The sequence below is a fragment of the uncultured Sphingopyxis sp. genome, from assembly GCF_900078365.1.
Classification (GTDB): domain Bacteria; phylum Pseudomonadota; class Alphaproteobacteria; order Sphingomonadales; family Sphingomonadaceae; genus Sphingopyxis.
On the sequence record NZ_LT598653.1, the window covers coordinates 3,246,147 to 3,267,200 of the forward strand.

At 68.5% G+C, this 21,054-nt stretch carries 19 protein-coding genes and 1 pseudogene; 13 read left to right on the forward strand and 7 right to left on the reverse strand.

Features of this window, described 5'->3' with window-relative positions:
- Window positions 1-64: 64 nt before the first annotated feature.
- Together QZL87_RS15090 and QZL87_RS15095 are read left to right on the forward strand one after the other, a co-directional pair.
- On the forward strand, window positions 65-271 hold the full coding sequence (locus QZL87_RS15090) for a hypothetical protein (protein WP_295320918.1): 207 nt from the start codon (window positions 65-67) through the stop codon (window positions 269-271).
- Between the two features lie 118 nt (window positions 272-389).
- Window positions 390-686, forward strand: coding sequence for a hypothetical protein (locus QZL87_RS15095; protein ID WP_295320920.1), 297 nt, complete (start codon window positions 390-392; stop codon window positions 684-686).
- Window positions 687-913: 227 nt separating this feature from the next.
- On the opposite strand, the gene QZL87_RS15100 is transcribed toward QZL87_RS15095, so the two are convergent.
- On the reverse strand, window positions 914-1,549 hold the full coding sequence (locus QZL87_RS15100; protein WP_295320923.1) for a GNAT family N-acetyltransferase: 636 nt from the start codon (window positions 1,547-1,549) through the stop codon (window positions 914-916).
- Window positions 1,550-1,714: 165 nt separating this feature from the next.
- Here QZL87_RS15100 and QZL87_RS15105 point away from each other — a divergent pair, with 165 nt between their 5' ends.
- Entirely contained in the window at window positions 1,715-2,056 is a 342-nt protein-coding gene (locus QZL87_RS15105) for a helix-turn-helix transcriptional regulator (RefSeq protein WP_295320925.1), read from the forward strand.
- Window positions 2,057-2,059: 3 nt separating this feature from the next.
- On the opposite strand, the gene QZL87_RS15110 is transcribed toward QZL87_RS15105, so the two are convergent.
- Window positions 2,060-3,829, reverse strand: coding sequence for a hypothetical protein (locus QZL87_RS15110; RefSeq protein WP_295320927.1), 1,770 nt, complete (start codon window positions 3,827-3,829; stop codon window positions 2,060-2,062).
- A 188-nt stretch (window positions 3,830-4,017) separates the two neighbouring features.
- On the opposite strand from QZL87_RS15110, the gene QZL87_RS15115 reads away from it, so the two are divergent.
- A complete protein-coding gene (locus tag QZL87_RS15115) occupies window positions 4,018-5,853 on the forward strand; it encodes a sodium:proton antiporter (RefSeq protein WP_295320929.1) in 1,836 nt (611 codons plus the stop codon).
- Window positions 5,854-5,855: 2 nt separating this feature from the next.
- On the opposite strand, the gene lepA is transcribed toward QZL87_RS15115, so the two are convergent.
- From lepA to QZL87_RS15135, 4 genes are all read right to left on the reverse strand, one after another.
- The gene (gene lepA, locus QZL87_RS15120; RefSeq protein ID WP_295320930.1) at window positions 5,856-7,679 is read right to left on the reverse strand and encodes a translation elongation factor 4; all 1,824 of its coding nucleotides are present in this window, start codon (window positions 7,677-7,679) and stop codon (window positions 5,856-5,858) included.
- 295 nt (window positions 7,680-7,974) lie between these two features.
- The gene (locus QZL87_RS15125; RefSeq protein WP_295320931.1) at window positions 7,975-8,859 is read right to left on the reverse strand and encodes a transposase; all 885 of its coding nucleotides are present in this window, start codon (window positions 8,857-8,859) and stop codon (window positions 7,975-7,977) included.
- 140 nt (window positions 8,860-8,999) lie between these two features.
- Window positions 9,000-10,031 carry a HEAT repeat domain-containing protein gene (locus tag QZL87_RS15130; protein WP_295320932.1) on the reverse strand — a complete coding sequence of 344 codons (1,032 nt, stop codon included), beginning with the start codon at window positions 10,029-10,031 and terminating at the stop codon, window positions 9,000-9,002.
- 52 nt (window positions 10,032-10,083) lie between these two features.
- Window positions 10,084-10,230 carry a hypothetical protein gene (locus QZL87_RS15135; protein ID WP_167922524.1) on the reverse strand — a complete coding sequence of 49 codons (147 nt, stop codon included), beginning with the start codon at window positions 10,228-10,230 and terminating at the stop codon, window positions 10,084-10,086.
- A gap of 174 nt (window positions 10,231-10,404) precedes the next feature.
- On the opposite strand from QZL87_RS15135, the gene QZL87_RS15140 reads away from it, so the two are divergent.
- A complete protein-coding gene (locus QZL87_RS15140) occupies window positions 10,405-11,355 on the forward strand; it encodes a YncE family protein (RefSeq protein ID WP_295320934.1) in 951 nt (316 codons plus the stop codon).
- Between the two features lie 296 nt (window positions 11,356-11,651).
- Here QZL87_RS15140 and QZL87_RS15145 read toward each other — a convergent pair whose 3' ends face one another.
- Window positions 11,652-12,302 (reverse strand): glutathione S-transferase family protein, encoded by a 651-nt coding sequence (locus QZL87_RS15145; protein WP_295320936.1) that lies wholly within the window; start codon window positions 12,300-12,302, stop codon window positions 11,652-11,654.
- Window positions 12,303-12,482: 180 nt separating this feature from the next.
- Between QZL87_RS15145 and QZL87_RS15150 the strand changes: the two genes are divergently transcribed.
- The 8 genes and pseudogenes from QZL87_RS15150 to QZL87_RS15185 all read left to right on the forward strand — a co-directional run bounded on the left by QZL87_RS15150 (window position 12,483) and on the right by QZL87_RS15185 (window position 20,894).
- Window positions 12,483-13,244, forward strand: a complete 762-nt coding sequence (locus QZL87_RS15150) for a CHASE domain-containing protein (RefSeq protein ID WP_295320939.1) — start codon at window positions 12,483-12,485, stop codon at window positions 13,242-13,244.
- Window positions 13,244-14,146, forward strand: a complete 903-nt coding sequence (locus QZL87_RS15155) for a sensor histidine kinase (RefSeq protein ID WP_295320942.1) — start codon at window positions 13,244-13,246, stop codon at window positions 14,144-14,146. Before QZL87_RS15150 ends, QZL87_RS15155 begins: the two co-directional genes overlap by 1 nt.
- Window positions 14,130-14,417 (forward strand): hydantoinase/oxoprolinase N-terminal domain-containing protein, encoded by a 288-nt coding sequence (locus QZL87_RS15160; RefSeq protein WP_295320945.1) that lies wholly within the window; start codon window positions 14,130-14,132, stop codon window positions 14,415-14,417. Before QZL87_RS15155 ends, QZL87_RS15160 begins: the two co-directional genes overlap by 17 nt.
- Window positions 14,418-14,419: 2 nt before the next feature.
- A pseudogene (locus QZL87_RS15165) lies at window positions 14,420-15,199 on the forward strand (hydantoinase/oxoprolinase family protein); the annotation flags it as partial.
- Between the two features lie 106 nt (window positions 15,200-15,305).
- Window positions 15,306-17,987, forward strand: a complete 2,682-nt coding sequence (locus QZL87_RS15170; RefSeq protein WP_295320947.1) for a hydantoinase B/oxoprolinase family protein — start codon at window positions 15,306-15,308, stop codon at window positions 17,985-17,987.
- Between the two features lie 202 nt (window positions 17,988-18,189).
- Window positions 18,190-18,861, forward strand: coding sequence for a DUF969 domain-containing protein (locus tag QZL87_RS15175; protein WP_295320949.1), 672 nt, complete (start codon window positions 18,190-18,192; stop codon window positions 18,859-18,861).
- Window positions 18,858-19,796 (forward strand): DUF979 domain-containing protein, encoded by a 939-nt coding sequence (locus QZL87_RS15180; protein WP_295320953.1) that lies wholly within the window; start codon window positions 18,858-18,860, stop codon window positions 19,794-19,796. Before QZL87_RS15175 ends, QZL87_RS15180 begins: the two co-directional genes overlap by 4 nt.
- A gap of 108 nt (window positions 19,797-19,904) precedes the next feature.
- A complete protein-coding gene (locus QZL87_RS15185; RefSeq protein ID WP_295320955.1) occupies window positions 19,905-20,894 on the forward strand; it encodes a DUF2891 domain-containing protein in 990 nt (329 codons plus the stop codon).
- Window positions 20,895-21,054: the final 160 nt, after the last annotated feature.

Here is a 21,054-nt window from a genome sequence, read left to right on the forward strand (position 1 = left end):
CGGGCGCCCTCTTTTTTGCTCCCGCGGGTGGACAGCGGAGGGGGCATCCCGCTAGCGGCGCGCCATGGCTATCACCGCTACGATCATGAACACCGCCACCGGCCAGCCGATCCAGAAGATGAGCTTCGGCCGCATGCCCAAACCCTGGGCCAGCTTCAATCTCGCCACCGGCGAACTTGTCACGGCGGAGCGCATCGACGTCACGCCGCCCGCGCCGGGAAAATTCGCCGCGACGGTTCAGATATGGGTGAGGCTCAAGGCGAAAGACTGACGCCGCACCTACGATTTTTCAATGAAATCGACGCGATTCCAGTGCAATGACAATTTCGTTGCAACCCTGACGTTCATCCCGCGTTAAGCCCCCGAGTCAACTTTGGGAGTCACTCGATATGCGCAAGATGTTCATCACCCTCGCCGCCACCTCGGCCCTCGCGCTTGGCGCCTGCCAGAGCCCGCAGGCCGACAAGGTCGAGGATCAGGCCGAAGCCCAGGCCGACGCGATCGACGATCAGGCCGACGCGATGCCCGAAGGCCCCGCGCAGGAAGCCATGGAAAATAAGGCGGACGCCGTCGAAGCCGCGGGCGAGGAAAAGGCTAATGCGATGGACGATAATGGCGAAATCGCTCCGTCGGAGACCGGCGCGGCCGCCCCGACCACGCCGCCGGCCGATCCCGCCAAGAAATAAGGCGAACCAGACAAGGGCTGCCTTCCCTAAAGGGCAGGGCGAAGGGCGCCGGTCGATTCCGGCGCCCTTTGTTCTGCCCGCCGAATTTTTCGCCCAACCTGTGACCGGCATCACGTCGGCGTTCCCCCATCAGGGTTAACAGCGTCTTCGGGACGGGCACCCGCTTTCAGCGACCGCTCACGGACCACCCTCCCGCCGCCCCAAGCGACCCGGGGCGGCGGGAGGGACTATTCTCCTTCGAGCGCACGCAGCACATCCCGCACCCCCGGCGCATCGCTGTCGGCGCGCAGCGTCTCGATCGCCGCTCCGACATCGAGCCTGTATTCGGCAACCCCCGCCGTCTCACCCGTCCACGCCGCGCCGAGCGATTTGACCAGCCGCCGCGCCGCGGCATTTTCCGACAATATATGGACATCGAGCACAGCGAGCTCTTCAGCGCGGCAATGGACGAGCAGCGCCGCGGTCATCATCCGCGCGAGCCCCTGCCCCTGGAACGCGTCGAGCACCGCGACCGAGAATTCGCCCACCGGACCATCGTGCCGGTATCGCACCGCATGCACCGCGCCGATCGGCGGGCGTCCGGGGCATTCGGTGCAGATCGCGCCCCACGCGATATGGTCGTGCCCGTCGACTTCGGCGAGTCTTTGCACCACCGCATCGGGCAGCTCCGGTGCGGGCGAAAAGAAGCGCAGATAGCGCGATTCGGCCGACAATCTGGCGATGCCGTCGCGGATCAGCGGGGCATCTTCGGGGGTGATCGTGCGCAGGCACACCGCGGTGCCGTCGTTCAGCGCGCTATGCACCGCGACATCCTCGATCCGCGGCCGCATCTTCGCCGCCCGCTGCCCGTCCGTGCCGGTCATCGCAGTCTCCCGATACCCGACGATAGGCAATGCGAAGCATCCCCGCAATCGTCGCACCGCCAAACCCTAAGCAATTTCTCCGGCCGCGATCGGTGAAATGTTGAAAGCGAACCGCGCTTAACTTTGATAAATGTTGCGCTTCGAAGTCCGAAAGGTTGCACCTGCGTGATCCCTGCCCACCCGGACAACAAACTATCCTATGAGGTGCTCGGCGACCGCCTCGCACGGTTGCGCCGCAATCGGGGGCTGAGCAAGACCGATCTCGCCGACCGGCTCGGCGTCACCGTCACCTCGATCTGCTATTGGGAACAGGGCCGGTCGCGCCCGCGGCTCGCGCGGCTTCAGGCGCTCGCCGACCTCCTCGGCACCTCGCCGACCGAGCTGCTGAGCCGCGACAGCGCGCCCGGCGGCGACCATCTCGCCGACCTCGTCAGCCGGATGCGCGCCGAAATCGCCCATGCCGCGGGCACCACCCCGTCAAAGGTGCGGATCACGATCGAAATCTAGGATCTACAGCCGGTCCATGCGCAGCCAGCGCCGGTCACCGAGCCACGCCTTCGACAAGGCCTTGCCCGCCGCCGCCGCCTCGAGCCGCTTGCCCTGCATCGCCTCGCTGCGCTGGAGGCCATAGAGCGCCCAGCCATTGTTTGGCGTCTGCGCGAGCGCGCCGCGGAATGCCTCGCTCGCTTCGGCATAGCGGCGCTGCTCGAACAGCGCAGCGCCCAGCGCCTGCCTGACCGGGAAATACCAATAGGGAGGCTCCTGATAAGGCAGCTTGTCCTCGAGCCCGATCGCTTGCGCGTAGAGGCCCGCCGCCGCGTCATGGCGCCCCTCGGCCGCGGCCAGGCGCCCGCGCGCGACCGTTTCAGCGAGCAATACGAGGTCGGGGCCGGGCACGCCCTGATCGACCATCGCCTGGAACGCGCCCGATGTCCTGAGCTTCGCCATCGCCGCGAGTTCGCCGTCGAACCCCTTGCGGTCGCGCAGCCGCGCATAGGCGACGGCCCGCGCATAATGGCGCATCGCGTTCGCATAGGGCAGCCGCGCGTCGGGCGCGGGCATCGCGAGGATCACCTTCGGCTCGGCGAACTGCGCCATCGCGAAATAAGGCGCGGCGTCGATCGACTGGATCCACGCGATCGCCGCCGACGTGTCGGGGTCGAGCAGGGTCCGCAGCCGCCGCGCTTCCTCGATCGCGGTGCGAAGGTCGCCCGCCATCTGCGCCGAGGTCACGATGAAATGGACATTGTGCGGATAATAGCCGTAACGCACGAGCCCCGCATCGCCCGCATCGCGGATATAGGCCTCGTCGGCGCGCGCCGCCGCGACATTGACGCGGATCGAGTCGGCGTGCCGCCCGCGCCGCTGAAAGATATGCCCCGGCATATGCACGAGGTGCGCCGCGCTCGGCGCCAGCGGGTTCGCGAGCCGGTCGGCCGCTGCCTCGGCGCGCGCCGGGTCCGTCGATTCGACGAGGTGGATATAGAGGTGGTTCGCCTGCACATGGTCGGGATTGCGCGCGAGCACCCCCTCGACCAGCCGCACCGCCGCGCCGCTCCGTCCGACCGGCGTCTTTCCGTCGGGCTCCCAATAATTCCACGGCGTCGTGTCCATCGCCGCCTCGGCCGCGAGCACGGCGACGTCGTCGTCGCCCGGAAAGCGGCGCGCGACATCGAGCATCGCATCGGCATAGGCCGCGTCGAGCGCCGCGCGGTCCTGCGCCGCATCGCGCGAATAGCGCCGCGCGACGGCCTCGATCAGCGCGCGCTCCATCGGCGTCGCGCGCCCGCGCAGCGCCATCGCGCGGTCCATCGCGCCCAGCGCCGCATCCCGGTCGCGATCGTCCATCGGCGCGTTGATGTTCGGCCCGAGCGCCGCCGCCTCGCCCCACCAGCACATCGCGCATTCAGGGTCGAGCCGCTGCGCCTCGCGGAACGATCGCACCGCGCCCGCGTGGTTGAAGCCATAGGACATCAGCAGCCCCTGGCTGAAATAGCGCCGCGCCCGGTCATCGCGCGTCGACACCGGAAAGGGCGATTTCGCAAGGTCGGGATAGAGCGGGATCGTCCGTCCCGCGCTCGCCGGCGCCGCGACCGCCGCCGCGATCAGCAGCTCGCTCGCCAGCATCGACCCCGCGCGCCGCGCGCCGCACGACAGGCTCGCGAGCCGGCTCGGGTCGAGCGCGTCGAGCGCGGCCGCCGAAAAGCCCGCAGGCGGCGCGAAACTCGCGGCCGACAGCCCGATGCCGAGCGCCGCCACGATGCGGAACGGATGACGCATGACAATTCCCCTTCCCCAAGGCGAACCGAAACAGCGGCCTTTTTCTACCACGAAAGCCGAGGCACCCAAAGCCCGGGCTTTTCCCCATCCCCCGGCCTCGACCATGGCTGGGGTCGAAGGCCCGGCGGCGTGTCCCAATTGCACATTCAAACTGGAACCATCGCGTGCTTCCTGCATAGCTTGCGCACATGTTCGCAATCGACTCGCTGCTCGTCAAAATCGCCCTCATCGGCATCATCGGACTCGGCGCTCAGTGGATCGCGTGGCGAACGGGGCGGCCTGCCATTGCGCTGATGCTGATCGCCGGCATCGTCGCGGGGCCGATCCTCGGCTTCATCAATCCCGAGCGGGACTTCGGCGCTCTGCGCGAGCCGATCATAAAGCTGGCCGTGGCGGTGATCCTGTTCGAGGGCGGGCTCAGCCTCAAGTTCCGCGAACTCCGGCAAGCGGGAACCGCCGTGCTGATGCTCGTGTTCATCGGCGTGCCGCTCGGCTGGGCGCTCGGCACCGCCGCCGCCTATTATGGCGCCGGCCTTCCGCTCGAACTTGCCGCCCTCTTCGGCGGCGTGATGGTCGTCACGGGCCCGACCGTCATCGCGCCGCTGCTCCGCTCGCTCAACATTCCGCCGCGCGTCAAGCATATGCTCAAGTGGGAAGCGATCGTGAACGATCCGATTGGCGCGCTGATCGCGGTCGGCGTCTACAGCTATATCACCCACGGCGGCGGCACGGCGGCGAGTACGGTCGTGATCGACGTCGCGGCGGCGAGTCTGCTCGCGATCCTGATCGGCACCGCGGCTGGCTTTGCCCTCACCACCGCCTATCTCCGCGGCTGGATTCCCGAATATCTGAAGGCGCCGATCCTGCTGACCTCGGTGATCGCGGTGTTCGTCCTGTCGGACCTCGTGATGCACGAGACGGGGCTGATCACCGTCACCGCCATGGGGGTCGTGATGGGCAATCGCGAAACCTATTCGAGCCACATGCTCCGGCGGTTCAAGGAGGATCTGACGATCCTGCTCGTCTCGGGCGTCTTCATTATCCTGTCGGCCACGCTCGACTGGCAGGTCGTCCGCAACTTCGAGCTGCGCTTCGTGCTGTTCCTTCTGCTTCTCCTCTTCGTCGTCCGCCCGCTCACGATCATGGCCGCGCTGCTCTTCACGCGCATCCCGCTGCGCGAGCGGCTGTTCGTCGCGTGGATCGCCCCGCGCGGCATCGTCGCGGTCGCCGTGACCGGCCTCTTCGCGCTTCGGCTCACCGACTATGGCGTTCCGGGCGCCGAGGCGCTCGTACCGCTGGGCTTCGGCGTGGTGATCGTCACGATCTTCGCGCACGGCTTTACGGCGGCGAGGGTGGCGCGGCTGCTCGGTCTCGATCGCGGCAAGGGCGACGGCGTGCTGCTCGTCGGCGCCAACAGCTGGACGATCGCCTTTGCCGAGTTCGTGAAGCGGCAAGGACGCGAGGTGCTGATCGCCGACGAAGACAAGCTCGCGCTCCGCCGCGCCCGCCGCGCCGATATTCCCGTCTATCACGGCGACATTCTCGACGAGGCGCATGAGGACGAGGTCGAACTCGGCCAATATCGCCAGCTGATCGCGGCGACCGGCAGCGACAGCTACAACGCGCTCGTCTGCAGCGAGCTTGCGCCCGAGATCGGCGCCGACCGCGTCAGCCGCACGGGCGGTCAATCGCGTCTCAAGGGCCTGCGCCGCGGCCGCATCTTCACGCTCGCCGGCACGCCGATCGAGGAGCTGCTCGACCGGCTGCAGGCCGGCTGGAGCTTCGGCCGGACGCGGATCACCGAAAAGTTCCCCTATGAGGATTTCGTCGCGCGGATGAAGGCGAACGGCGGCGACAGCCTCGCCGTTGCCAAGGCGTCGGGCGAGCTGGTCATCTTCTCGAGCGACCGGCGCCCCGCCGTCGAGCCCGAGGATGTGATCTGGACGTTCGTCCCGCCCGAAACGGCCCCCGCACCGGAAGGCTCGGCCCGCTCAGGCAACGCCCCTTCTGCAACCGCGCCGTAAGGTCAGGCGTCGTCGCCCATCCGCAGCGCGGCGATAAACGCCTCCTGCGGAATGTTGACATTGCCATATTCGCGCATCCGCTTCTTGCCCTCTTTCTGCTTTTCGAGCAGCTTCTTCTTGCGGGTCGCGTCGCCGCCGTAGCATTTGGCGGTCACGTCCTTGCGCAGCGCGGCGATGGTTTCGCGGGCGATCACCTTGCCGCCGATCGCCGCCTGGATCGGGATCTTGAACATGTGGCGCGGGATCAGGTCCTTGAGCCGCTCGCACATGCCGCGGCCGCGGCTTTCGGCCGAGCCGCGGTGGACGATCATGCTCAGCGCATCGACCGGCTCGTTGTTGACGAGAATGCTCATCTTGACGAGGTCGCCGGCGCGGTGGCCGATCTGATGATAGTCGAACGACGCATAGCCGCGGCTGATGCTCTTGAGCCGGTCGTAGAAGTCGAACACCACTTCGTTGAGCGGCAGCTCATAGGTGATCTGCGCGCGGCCGCCGACATATGTCAGGTTCTTCTGCACCCCGCGGCGGTCCTGGCAGAGCTTGAGGATCGGGCCGAGATAGTCGTCGGGGACATAGATGACCGCCTCGATCCACGGCTCCTCGATCTCGTCGATGCGGTTGGGGTCGGGCATGTCGGCGGGGTTGTGGAGCTCGATCTCCTTCGCCGCCTCATTCTTCGTGTGGGAAAGCTTGAGCTTGTAGACCACCGACGGCGCGGTGGTGATCAGGTCGAGGTCATATTCGCGCGTCAGCCGCTCCTGAATGATCTCGAGGTGGAGGAGGCCTAGAAAGCCGCAGCGGAAGCCGAAACCGAGCGCCGCGCTGCTTTCCATCTCGAACGAGAAGCTCGCGTCGTTGAGGCGGAGCTTCTGGATGCTCTCGCGCAATTTTTCGAAGTCGTTCGCGTCGGTCGGGAACAGGCCGCAGAAGACGACCGGCTGGACTTCCTTGAACCCCGGCAGCGGCGCGGCGGCGGGCTTCTTCGCATCGGTCACCGTGTCGCCGACGCGCGCCTGCGCGACATCCTTGATCTGCGCGGTGATGAAGCCGATCTCGCCCGGGCCGATCTCGGTCAGCTCCTCGCGCTTCGGCGTAAAACAGCCGACGCGGTCGATCAAATGGGTGGTGCCCGCCTGCATGAACTTGATCTGCTGGCCCTTCCTCAGCACCCCGTCGACGACGCGGACGAGGATGACGACGCCCAGATAGGGGTCGTACCAGCTGTCGACGAGCATCGCGACGAGCGGCGCGGCCGCATCGCCCTTCGGCGGCGGGATCTTGGTGACGATCGCTTCGAGCGCCTCCTCGATGCCGATCCCGGCCTTCGCGCTGGCGAGCACCGCGTCGTCGGCGGGCAGGCCGATGATGTCCTCGATCTCGGCCTTCACCTTGTCGACGTCGGCCGCGGGCAGGTCGATCTTGTTGATCACCGGCACGATCTCGTGATCATGCTCGATCGACTGATAGACGTTGGCGAGCGTCTGCGCCTCGACCCCCTGCGCCGCATCGACGACGAGCAGCGCGCCCTCGCACGCCGCGAGGCTGCGCGACACTTCATAGGCGAAGTCGACGTGCCCCGGCGTGTCCATGAGGTTCAGCTCATAGGTCTCGCTGTCCTTCGCGGTGTACTTCAGGCGCACCGTCTGCGCCTTGATCGTGATCCCGCGCTCCTTCTCGATGTCCATATTATCAAGGACTTGCGCCGACATCTCGCGCGCGGTGAGGCCGCCGGTGAACTGGATCAGCCGGTCGGCGAGCGTCGACTTGCCATGGTCGATGTGCGCGATGATCGAAAAATTGCGGATATGCGAAAGGGGAGTCGTCATCGGGCGCCGTTAGCAGGGGTTTGCGGCGCTGTCAGCAGGCGAGTCGCCGCCCACGAGGCCCCCGCGATACCATCCGTGTCCGCGTAATTTTATTCCGAAGTTGTCAAACTTGTCATTCCCCTCCGGTATAATGATACCCGTCGCGCGCGACTGCGCCGGTGCAGCATATCCGAGAGGGCTGAGAGAATGGGCCATGACGGCGACGCTGGCATGGCGGGACAATGTAGGAAAGAGATTTTCGGGGCGGAATGACGGGCAGCACAGCTCGATCGGTCGCAAGGGGCAAGCGGACGGATCATACCGCCAGCCAGCGTGCGCAATCGTCGCGCACCCGCGCGTCGCGATCGCGTATTCCGCGTTCCAGCACCGCCGCCCTGCCCGCGCCCTCCGCCACCGCCGCGAGCGCGGCGATCGCGTTGGCACGGACTCTTGGCACGGGGTGCGCTTTCGCGAACTCCCCGGCGATGTCCTTGCCGTTCTCCGTCAGGTGGACCGCGCAGCGCAGCAGCATTTCGCCGCTGGTCAGCGTCGGGCGCCGCGCGATCGTGCCGGCTTCGAGGTCGACGATATATTGGTCGCGCCAGGGGACGTGCTCGCCCTCGTCCATGATGTTGAGGCTGACCGACAGGCTCGGCGGCGGGAGCTGGCTGTGGATGTCGCGGTGGGGGCGGTAGAGCATCATCTTGCCTTCGCTCAAGCTGCTGCGCTCGATGAATTGCAGGTCCAGCGGCTCGCCGAGGCGGCCGTCGACGGTTTCGGGGTCGTATTCATAATAATCGCTGACATAGCCGGGGCCGAAATAACCCGCCGTGAGGAAGCTGAAATTATGGTCGTGCGGGACGCCGTAGGAGAAGGCCGCGGGGCCGCTCGCGGTCGTGACGGCGTCGCTCGCGGCGGGCCAGAGGTTGGCGCGCAGATAGAAGCCGCGCGCGCCGCGATGAAGCAGGAAGACCTGCGCCGAATAGCGATTGATTTCGAGCTGGTCGGCGTAGCTCGCCTGAAGCGCGGCGATGACGCGATCGGCGAGGAAGGTGCGGTTTTGCTGGAGCCCGGCGAGGAGCGCGGCGCAATGCGCGATGCTGGCTTCGTCGGCGAGGTCGACGCCGCTTTCGTCGAGGCGCGCGGTGACTTCGGCAAGGTCGAGCGCGGGGCCGGGGGGCGGGTCGATCAGGCGGGGCATGCGGTTCTCCTGCTCCCCTCCCGCAGGCGGGAGGGGGGTTTCGGGTCGATCGGTCCCCCGGACCGGCCTGAACCGTCCGGGGGACGGTTCACCCGACGCCGGGCGGGTAGCGACGGTGCGGCCTGCCCACCCCGCTGCGACTAGCGAGCAAGCTCGCAAGTCTCGCTGCCCCTCCCGCTTGCGGGAGGGGATGAATAGAGCGCCTCGGTCGCCGCGGCGGCGGCGCGCACTTCGGGATGCGGATCATCCGCCGCCATCGCGGCGAGATGCGGGCGCGCGGCGGCGGGGTCGAGCGCGACCAGTTCGCGCATCGCGTGCCAGCGCGCGGCGAAATCTTCGCTTCGCGTTTCGGCGGCGAAGAACGGCGCGGCGTCGGCGCGGCCGAGATGGCGGAGCAGCGTCAGCGCCATGGCGCGAAAGCTGCTGTCGCGGCGCGAGGCGCTGACGTGGATCAGCCGGCCGGTCGCGATGTCATAGGCGCGGATGGGGAGCGGCGACGGCGGCTGGACGGCAAGTTCGAGCAGCAGCACGTCGCGCGCGGCATCGGCGAGCGACCAGCTTTGCCGCGCGGTGTCGAGGCGGATAAGCTCGCCGGTGCGCAAGGGGCGCGGCGGCTCGCTGCGGCACGGGGCGGCAGCGGACGCGGTGAAGCCGCCCGCCTCCTCGGCTTCGCTCACCGCGGCATGGTGGGCGATCAGCGACGCGCCGTCGCTCGCGAGGACGCGGATCGCGGCGCGGCCGGGGACGAAGACGGCGCTGGACGGCGGCGCGACGCAGCTGCCCGCGGGGCGGACGAGGAGGGTGAGGCGGACGGCGCCGCGCTCGGCAAGGATGAGCCCGCCCGCGCCGCCGCCCGCTCCCCCCGCTCCGCCATCGCCGCCGCCGACCAGCCGCAGCGGCGGGCGGGCGAAGGGATCGGCGGCGAGAAGCGCGAGCGCGGCGTCGAGCCGGGCCTGCAGCCATGCCGTGTCGTCGAGCCAGGGCAGGAGGCGCGCGAGGGCGATCTCGGGCGCGGCGTCCCCCGCCGCGTCGATCGCCGCGAGCAGGCCGCCGGGCGCGCTATCGGCGGCGCGCCACGCCGCGTCGGCGGCGGCAACCGCGCGTCCGATGCGCTGGCGGCGGGCGCGATCGGCGCGGGGGAAATGGTCGTGGCGCGAGTGGGCGGCGGTCATGCGAAAGGCGCGGAGGCGGGCGGCGGAGCGCGCCGCCCGCCTCCGCTCGCGATCAGTCGTGAACGATCAGCGCGATGGTGACCGCGATCTCGAAGATCGATGGCCCCGACGTGGCGCTTTCGCCCATCAGCGACCCGAACAGCCCGACCGCGGTGTCGAGCAACGGCAGCGCGGCGATGTCAACGGGCGGCAATTCCATAGTCCCCTCCTGTCCTGAACGGCGGCGCGACCCGCCGCCGCAGGCAGGGCTAGGTGCGCCCGCGCCGATCGCCGAGTTAACTTTGCGTAATTTTACGCATGTCGCCGTTCGAAGCATTGTTGCCGCGGCGGCCGTGCCGAGTAGGATGGCGGCATCGGAACCGGGAGATTGCCCATGCGCCGCGTCCTATTTTCCGCCCTTGCGGGCATGCTGCTCGCCGCTCCCGCCGCCGCCGAAACGCTGCTCGTCGGCAACAAGGGCGAGGATACGCTCAGCGTCATCGCGCTGGACAGCGGCGCCGAGCTCGCGCGGTTGCCGACGGGGAAGATGCCGCACGAGATCGCGATCTCGCCCGACGGCAAACAGGCCGCGGTGGTCGCCTATGGCGGGACGACGATCGATGTGTTCGATGTTGAAAAGCGCGCGAAGCTGAGGACGATCGACCTCAGCCCCAACCGGCGGCCGCACGGGCTGCTCTGGCTGTCCGACGGACGGCTCGTCGCGACGGCGGAGGGCAGCGAATCGGTCGCGGTCATCGCGCCGGGCGGCGCGCTGACGTCGATCGCGACCGGGCAGAAGGGCACGCATATGATCGTCGTCGCGCCCGACAACCGCACCGCCTATACCGCCAATATCGGGTCGGGGACGGTGAGCGTGCTCGACCTCGTCGCAGGCAGGAAGCTGCGCGACCTCGCGGTCGGCGGCAAGCCCGAGGGGCTGGCGCTGACCAAGGGCGGGCACGAGCTGTGGGTCGGCGACCTCGACGCGCCGCGCGTGTCGATCTGGGATACGCAGGCGGGCGAAAAGATCGCCGAACTGCCCGTCGATCCGGTCGCGATCCGCGTGCTCGCGAGCCCCGACGGCAAGCTCGTCGCGACGAGCAATATCGCATCGGGCACGATCAGCCTGTTCGACGCCGGAACGCGCGCGCCGCTGAAGACGATCAAGGTGTCGGGCGACGCGGCGAAGGACCAGGTGACCTTGCTGTTCAGCCCCGATTCGAAGTGGCTCTATGCCGCCGAGACGGGGCACGACAAGGTCGCCGAGATCGACGTCGCGAGCGGCGAAGTGCTGCGCCGGATCGCGGCGGGCAAGCAGGGCGACGGGCTCGCGATCGCGCCTTAGGCGGGTTGTCTCCTTTGGGGTGGCGAGAGGCCCTTCCCAACATTCGTCATTCCCGCGAAAGCGGGAACCCAGTGTGGGGTAAGCCGACGCACGCTCTGGGTTCCCGCTTTCGCGGGAATGACGATGCAAGAGGCCACTACCGGTCGCCTTCAGCCATTTCCCACGTTCCGTTCGTGTCGAGCGAAGTCGAGACACCCATCGGCATCGCGACTAGCCCGATGGGCATCTCGACTTCGCTCGATGCGAACGGATATTTAAGGCGCAACGACCGCTTCCAGCCCTTTCGTTCGCCGCCTTCACCCCGCCAGCACGCGCTCCATCAGCCGCTCTTCCTTGGCGATCCACGGCGCCATGCTCGGCCGCGACAATATCGCTTCGCTCCACGCCGCGATCTTCGGATGCGCCGCCGCGTCGATGCCAGCGCCGCAATGGCGGAAATTCATCAGCGGCGACGCGACCGCCAGATCGGCGAGCGTCAGCCGGTCGCCGACCAGATAACCCGACGCCGGGATCGCGCTTTCCAGATAGGCGAGCAGCTTCGGCAATTCCTCGCTCTCGGCCTCGGCCGCCGCGGCGAGGTCGCCTTCGCGCCCGAGGAATTTGGGCGCGACGATGCGGTTGAAGAAGATCTTGCCGCTGCACGCCGCGAACACCGTGTCGCCGAATTCCTCCCACCAGATCACCCGCCCGCGCTCCCGCGGGTCGGCGGGAATCAGCGGCGGCTCGGGGTGCTTCGCCTCGACATATTGGATGATCGCGCTCGAATCGGCGAGCAGGAAGCCGTCGTCGTCCATCGCGGGCATCTTGCCGAGCGGCGATGCGGCGCGGAAACCCGGATCGGGGTCGCCGATGCCGACGCCCTTCAGTTCGAATTCGATCCCCTTCTCGCCCAGATAGCCGAGCAGCTTGCGCACGAACGGCGACACCACCGACCCGTAAATGATCATCGCGCTTCTCCCTTTTCCTCGCGCCACCATAGGCGAAGGGTTGCGGATCGCAACCCGTCCCCCTCCCTTTCCTCAAGCTGCCGCACCGGCACGAAATAAACTTGCCATCGGCGGCGCGGCATGGAACATCCGGCGGCGGAGGGGGGCGCTGCCGCGGCAGCCATCAGGCAGGATGAATCTATGCGCCCTTCGTCGTGGGCAGATCGGCTGCTGGCACTCTCCGCCCGTTTCGTGGGTCTCGTCATATTGATCGCCACGCTGCTCGCCGCGGGGGCGAGCTTCCTCTACAATCGCGGCGAAGAGGCTGACCGCGCCGACCGCATCGCGATGCAGGTCAACATGCGGCTGCGCGATCATGTCGCGGTATTGGAGGGCGTGCGCGCCCTCTATCAATCCGACAGCCAGTCGAGCGGCCCGGGCATCCGCGCCTATCTCGCGTCGCTGCGGCCGGAGGTCCATGCGCCGGGGATGGAGGGGATCGGCATCGCGGTGGCGATGCGGCAGGGGACGCCCGCCGCTGCCGAGGCGATGCTGCGCCAAAATTACGGGCGCGACATTCGCGTCTGGCCCGCGACCAGCCAGCCGATCGGCTTTCCGATCGTCCTCGTCGAACCCTATACGCCGCGCCGCGACCAGGCACTCGGCTATGACATGTACAGCGAGCGCATCCGGCGCGAGGCGATGCGCCGTGCGTGGCAGACCGGCCAGCCCGCGGCGAGCGGGATCGTCCAGCTCGTTCAGGAAAAGGGCGTCGCCCGGCGGCAGGCGGGCTTTCTGATCTATGTCCCCATCTATGCCGGCCGCGACGCGCCCGCCCCGGCGGACGCGGCGGGCGACGCGCCGCCGCCGGCCGCCTCCTGCAAGGCGAAGTCATCGCCACCGCGCCCGGCGCGCGGCCGATCGAGGCCTTCGTCTATGCCCCCTTCCGCATCGGCGACCTGATGACCGCGGTGCTCGGGTCGCAGCTCGATACGATCGAGGGGCTCGAAGTCCATGCGGGCGAGGGTCCGGCCGCGCCGCTCGTCTTCCGCCACGGCACTATGGGCTGGGCGACGCACGAGCAGACGCTCCGCGTCGCCGACCGGCAATGGACGATGCGCATCTCCTATGGCCGGATGCTCGAGAGGATCGGGCGGCCGTTCGGCATCTTCCTCTTCGGCTTCGCGATCATGCTGCTCGCGATGCAGCTTCACCGCGTCCAGCAGCGCCGCGTCGGCGCGTTCCAGGCGCTCGCCGACGAACAGGCGCTGCGCGCCGCCGACCGCGAGCTGATGATCGGCGAGATGGCGCACCGGATGAAGAACGCCTTCGCGCGCATCGGCGCGCTCGCGCGGATCACCGTGCGCGAATCGACGAGCCTTCAGGATTTCGAGACCCGCTTCGACGGCCGCCTGCGCGCGCTGTCCGACGCCAAGCAGATGCTCGTCACCGGCGCGGTCGGTAGCGTCGAGCTCGGGCAAATCGTCCGCCGCGAGCTCGAACTCGCCGGCGTGCCGGACGCGCAGCTCGCGGGCGTCGTCGGCCCCGAGGTCCGCCTCGGCGAAGAGGGCGCGCAGGCGCTGTCGCTCGCGGTCCACGAATTCGTCACCAACAGCATCAAATATGGCGCGCTCGCGGGCCAGGGCCGTCTCGCGGTCGGCTGGCGCCGCGACGGGGACGAGATCGAGCTCGACTGGACCGAAAGCGGCCTCGCCGAAACCCCGCAAATCGAAAGCGAAAGCTTTGGCACCCAGTTCATCCGCACGATGATCGAGCGGCAGTTGAAGGGAAGCTGGCGCCGCACCGCGCTTGACAACAGGCTCACCATCGTCATCCGCTGGCCGGACAATGGCTCTGCAAACTGACGACCGCTGGCATATCTGGATCGACCGCGGCGGCACCTTCACCGATGTCGTCGCGCGCCGCCCCGACGGCACCGTCGTCACGACCAAATATCTCAGTGAAGACCCCGCGCGCCCCGGCGACGCCGCGGTCGGCGCGATCCGCGACCTCACCGGCGCAGGGGACGGCGCGCTGCCGCCGCTCGCGATCCGCATGGGCTCGACCGTCGCGACCAACGCGCTGCTCGAGCGCAAGGGCGAGCGCACATTGCTGGCGACCAGGTGGAACGCGTGAAAATGGGCACCACCGTGGCCACCAACGCGCTGCTCGAGCGCAAGGGCGCACCGACCCTGCTCGCGATCACGCGCGGCTTCGGCGACGCGCTGACGATCGGCTATCAGGATCGCCCCGAGCTGTTCGCGCGGCGGCTCGACCGCACCCTGCCGCCCCACGCCGAAGTCGCCGAAATCGCCGAGCGCGTCGCCCCCGATGGCGAAGTGCTGACGCCGCTCGACGAGGATGCCGCCCGCGCGTCGCTCGCGGCCGCGCGCGACCGCGGCCTTTCCAGCATCGCGATCGTGCTGATGCACGGCTACGCCCACCCCGCGCACGAAGCGCGCCTCGCCGAAATCGCCGCCGACCTCGGCTTTACCCAGATCTCGACCAGCCACGACGTCAGCGCACTGATCAAGCTGGTCGGCCGCGGCGACACGACGCTCGCCGACGCCTATCTCTCGCCCGTGCTGCGCCACTATGTCGATCAATTTTGCGCCCAACTCGGAGAGGGCATCGACCCGCAGTTCATGAAAAGCTCGGGCGGCCTCGCCTCCGCCTCTGCCTTCCACGGCCGCGACGCAATCCTCTCGGGCCCCGCGGGCGGCATCGTCGGCATGGCCGGCAGCGCCGCGCCCTTGGGCAAGACGCGCCTCATCGGCTTCGACATGGGCGGCACCTCGACCGACGTCAGCCATTATGCCGGCCGCCTCGAGCGCGATAACGAGACGATCGTCGCGGGCACGCGCATCCGCGCGCCGATGCTGCGCATCCACACGGTGGCGGCGGGCGGCGGCTCGATCTGCCGCTGGGACGGCGCGCGCCTGCTCGTCGGCCCCGAAAGCGCGGGCGCCAACCCCGGCCCCGCCGCCTATGGCCGCGGCGGGCCGCTGACGGTCACCGACTGCAATGTGCTGCTCGGCAAGATCCAGCCCGATTTCTTTCCGCGCGTGTTCGCGGCGCGGCGGGCCGCTGGCCGGCACCGACTGCAACGTGCTGCTCGGCAAGATCCAGCCCGATCATTTCCCCAAGCTCTTCGGCCCGAACGGCGACCAGCCGCTCGACCGCGAGGTCGTGGTGCGGAAATTCGCCGCGATGGCGGCCGAAGTCGGGAACATCACCCCCGAAGCCCTTGCCGAGGGGCTGCTCGCCATCGCGGTCCAGCAGATGGCGAACGCGATCAAGCGCATCACCATCGCGCGCGGCCACGACGTCACCCAAGGCTACAGCCTCGTCGGCTTCGGCGGCGCCGCGGGCCAGCATGTCTGCCTCGTCGCCGACGCGCTCGGGATCGACGAAATCCTGCTCCATCCGCTCGCGGGCGTGCTCTCGGCCTATGGCATGGGCCTCGCGCGCCCCTCGGCGATCCGCGAGCGCACGCTGGCGCTCGCGCTCGACGAGGATTGCGCCGCCACCCTCGCCGCCGCCGAAGCCGAACTCGCCGAACAGGCCCGCGCCGACCTCGCCCCCGATGCCGAGACTGCGTGCGAAACCCTGCTCTTCGTCCGCCTCGCCGACAGCGACAATGCGATCGAACTGCCGCTCGCGCCGCCCGCCGACGTCAGACAGGCCTTCGCCGCCGCCTTCCGCCAGCGTTTCGGCTACGCCCCGCATGACAATCTGGTTGTCGACCGCATCCGTGTAGAACTGACCGAAGCGGGCGGCGGCGGCGCAACGCTGCCGCCGCCCGCGCCCGCCGAAGAGGCCGAGCCCGAAACCATCACCGCCTGGCTCGCCGGCGCGGCGCACGCCGTCCCGCTCCACCAGCGCAGCGCCCTCGCCCCCGGTCGCAGCATCGCGGGACCGGCGATCGTCATCGACGCGCTGTCGACCACCATCGTCGAACCCGGCTGGGCCGCGACGGTGGAAGCCGAAGGCACGCTTCGACTCGCCAAAAGCCCCTCCCCTTCAGGGGAGGGGTTGGGGTGGGGGCCATCGGCCTTGCGCAAGGCCGATGGCCCCCACCCGCTGCGACTAGGGCCGGCTTCGCCGGACCAAGTCTCGCTGCCCTCCCCTGAAGGGGAGGGCGTTAACGCGACCCCCGACCCCATCCGCCTCGAAATCGTCAACAGCCTGTTCATGGCGATCGCCGAGGAGATGGGCGGCGCGCTCCAGCACAGCGCCTCGTCGATCAACATCCGCGAGCGGCTCGATTTCTCCTGCGCGATCTTCGACGGCGAAGGCCGCCTCGTCGCCAACGCCCCGCACATGCCCGTTCACTTGGGCTCGATGGGCGAGAGCGTCCGCACCATCCTGCGCCAACGTACAAAAGACACCCGCGGCATCCGCCCCGGCGACGCCTATGCCCTCAACGCCCCCTATGACGGCGGCACGCATCTTCCCGACATCACCGTCATCATGCCGGTCTTCGTCGAAGGCCCAGAACCCAGCTTTTTCGTCGCCGCGCGCGGTCACCACGCCGACCTCGGCGGCATCGCCCCCGGCTCGATGCCGCCCGACAGCAGGAGCATCGCCGACGAAGGCATTCTTTTCGACAATATGCTCATCGTCGATGACGGAAATTTCCTCGACGCCGATGTCCATAAGCACCTCACGACTGGCGACCATCCGGCCCGCAACCCCGCACTCAACATCGCCGATCTGAAGGCCCAAGTCGCCGCCTGCCAGCGCGGCTCCAGCGCGCTCGCCGGCCTCAGCGCCGCGCACGGCGTCCAAACCGTCGCCGCCTATATGGCGCACGGCCAGCGGCAGGCCGAAGCCGCGGTGCGCCAGCTCATCGCGGGCTTGGGCGACGGGGAGTTCCGCTACGCGATGGACAATGGCGCCGAGGTCGCGGTGGCGGTGAAGGTCGACCGCGCCGCGCGCCACGTCACGATCGACTTCACCGGATCTTCGCCGACGCTCCCCGACAATTTCAACGCCCCGCTGCCCGTCGTCCGCGCCGCCGTGCTCTATGTGCTGCGCACGATGCTCGACGACCCGATCCCGATGAACGAAGGCTGCCTCGCCCCCGTTACCCTGATCGTTCCGGCGGATTCGATGCTTTCCCCAAGCTATCCCGCCGCGGTCGTCGCGGGCAATGTCGAGACGAGCCAGGTCATCACCGACGCGCTGTTTGCCGCCTTCGGCGCGATGGCGCCCGCGCAGGGCACGATGAACAATTTCACCTTCGGCAACGACGCTCACCAATATTATGAAACGATCGCCGGCGGATCGGGCGCGGGGCCCGGCTTCGACGGCACCAGCGTGATCCAGACGCATATGACCAACAGCCGCATGACCGACCCCGAGGTGATGGAGACGCGCTTCCCCGTGATCGTCGAGGAGTTTGCGATCCGCAAAGGCTCGGGCGGCGCGGGCCGCTGGGCGGGCGGCGACGGCGCGAGGCGCCGCATCCGTTTCCGCGAGCCGATGGCCGCGAACATCCTCGCGAACCGCCGCAGAATCGCGCCAAAGGGCCTCGCGGGCGGCGAGGATGCCGCGCCGGGGCGCAACTGGGTCGAACGCGCCGACGGCTCGGTCGAGATACTCGCCGCCACCGGCAGCGCAGAGCTTCAGGCGGGCGACGCCTTCGTGATCGAAACGCCCGGCGGCGGGGGCTATGGGAAAGCCGAGGGGGATGAGACTTGATGGCAGCGGCGCAAACCCTCCTTCTCCCTCGATGGGAGAAGGATACGCAGCCTTATCGCGAAGCGATTAGGCGAAGTTGGATGAGGGTGAAGGTGCGCCCCCGCACCGTCACCTCGGGCCGAAACAACACCCCCACCGCTGCGACTAGCGAACAAGTTCGCAAGTCTCGCTGCCTCCCCCATCGAGGGGGAGGAAATTAGCCATGCTCGTCCTGATCGGCATCCTCATCATCATCGCGGGCTTCCTGCTCCGCTTCAATCCCTTGCTCGTCATCATGGCCTCGGCCCTCGCGACCGGCCTCGCCGCGGGGCTCGACGTGACCGCGATCATCGCCGCCTTCGGCAAGGCGTTCAACGACACGCGCTATGTCAGCATCGTCTGGATCGTCCTCCCCGTCATCGGCCTGCTCGAAGCCTATGGCCTGCAACAGCATGCGCGCAGCCTGATCGACCGCATGAAGGGCGCGACGCTCGGCCGCCTGCTCACCTCCTATCTGCTGCTGCGCCAGGCGATGGCCGCGGTCGGGCTCACCTCGGTCGCGGGGCACCCGCAGACCGTCCGCCCGCTCGTCGCGCCGATGGCCGAAGCCGCCGCCGAGGCGAAGAACGACGCGCTCACCGACGACCAGCGCGAGGAGGTCAAGGCCTTCGCCGCCGCGACCGACAATGTCGGCCTCTTCTTCGGCGAGGACATCTTCCTCGCGATCGGCTCGATCCTGCTGATGAAGGGCGTGCTCGAAGGCTATGGCTATAGCATCGAGCCGCTGCACTTCTCGCTCTGGGCGATTCCCACCGCGATCGCCGCCTTCCTGATCCACGGCCTCCGCCTCCGCCGCCTCGAAAAGCGAATGAAGAAGCAGGAGGCGGGCGCATGATCACGCTCGGCTTCGTCTATATCCTCGCGGGGGTCACCTTCGCACTCTTCGCCGTCCTCGGGCTGGGCGACCGCAGCAACCCGAAACGCTTCGGCAACGCCGCCTTCTGGGGCCTGCTCGCGCTGTCGATGTTCGCGGGCGACCGGCTCGGCGATTTCGGCAACGGGCTGCTCGTCCTCGCGCTCGTCGCCATCGCCGGCACCGGCCAGATCGGCCGCGCGCCGGGCGGCGACGTTCCGCCCGACGTGCAGGCACAGCGCGCCGCGAAGCACGGCAATTTCCTCCTCCTCGTCGCGCTGATCATTCCCGCGGTCGCGCTCGCCGGCACCTTCCTGTTCAAATGGATCCCCGGCCTCGCCGACCCCAAGCAGGCGACGCTGATCTCGCTCGCGCTCGGCGTGCTCATCGCGCTCGGCGTCGGCATGGCGCGCCTCAAGCCGCCGCCTTTGCTCCCGCTGCAGCAGGGCCGCCGCCTGCTCGACGCGGTCGGCTGGGCGGCGATCCTGCCGCAGATGCTCGCGAGCCTCGGCGCGGTCTTCGCGCTCGCCGGTGTGGGCGAAGTCGTCGGCGACCTCATCGGCACCGCGATCCCCGAAGGCAGCCTGTTCGGCGCCACCCTCGCCTTCGGCCTCGGCATGGCGCTGTTCACGATGGTGATGGGCAACGCCTTCGCCGCCTTCCCGGTGATGCTCGCCGCGGTCGGCATGCCCCTGCTCATCGAGCAATATGACGGCGACCCCGCGGTGGTCGCGGCGATCGGCATGCTCGCGGGCTTCTGCGGCACGCTGATGACCCCGATGGCGGCGAACTTCAACTTGGTCCCCGCGGCCTTGCTCGAACTCAAGAACCCCTATGGCGTGATCAAGGCACAGATCGGCACCGCGGTGCCTTTGCTCGCGGTGAACATCGTCTTCATCTGGCTTTTCGCCTTTTAACCGTCATTGCGAGCGCAGCGAAGCAATCTCCAGCTATCGACCAAGCGCAACGCCGATGACAGGAGATTGCTTCGCTGCGCTCGCAATGACGCCAATTGGACACAGGATATGAACCTCACCCCCACTCACGCCACCCGCTTCGCCACCGCCACCCTCGCGCATCTCGGCCGCGAATATCCCTACAAGATGGACCTCGTCCTCACCGGCCCCGAGGACGCCAGGCCCCCGCGCGAACATAACCCGATCTTCCACGGCAGCTTCGACTGGCACAGCTGCGTCCACGGCTGGTGGCAGATCCTCCGCCTCGCGCGCCGCTTCCCCGACCTGCCCGTCGCCGCCGACATCCGCGCGCGCGCCGATGAAATGCTCGTCGCCGACAAGGTCGCGGGCGAACGCGCTTTCCTCGATCGTCCTTACGCCGCCGCCTTCGAGCGCCCCTATGGCTGGGCGTGGCTCCTCGCGCTCCATGCCGAAGCGGCACGCCACGACGCGCCGTGGAGCGCCGCGCTCGAACCGCTCGCCGCCGCCTTCGCCGCACGCTTCCACGCCTTCCTGCCCAAGCTCACCTATCCCTTGCGCGTCGGCACCCATTTCAACATCGCCTTCGCGCTGTTGCTCGCGCGCCACTGGGCCGAAAGCCGCGACCCCGCGCTCGCCCGGCTCATCGACGGCCGCGCCCGCGACTGGTTCGCCGGCGATCGCGACTGCCAGGCGTGGGAACCCGGCGGCGACGAATTTCTTTCCTCGGCGCTCACCGAAGCGCATCTGATGGCCGCCGTCCTCGGCGACGATTTCCCGCGCTGGTTCGACGCCTTCCTTCCGCGCGCCGCCGCGCAGCAACCCGCGACGCTCTTCACCCCGGCGACCGTCTCCGACCGCAGCGACGGCAAGATCGCGCATCTCGACGGCCTCAACCTCAGCCGCGCGTGGAGCTGGCGCGCGATTGCCGCCGCGCTCGGTCCCGCCCATCCCGTCGCCGCGCAAGCCGAAGCCGCGGCCGAACGCCACCTCGCCGCCGCCCTCCCGCACGTCACCGGCGACTATATGGGCGAACACTGGCTCGCGAGCTTCGCGCTCCTCGCGCTCGACGGCCTTTAAAGGTCGTCATCCCGGGCTTGACCCGGGACCCGCCTTTTCTTTTAGGAAGGCAGGCCCCGGATCAAGTCCGGGGTGACGGGAACGGAAACCCTCCACCCTACATTGACAAGCCCCGCCCGCGCGGCAACAGACGGCCCAAGGGGGAGAGGCGAGAGGTGAA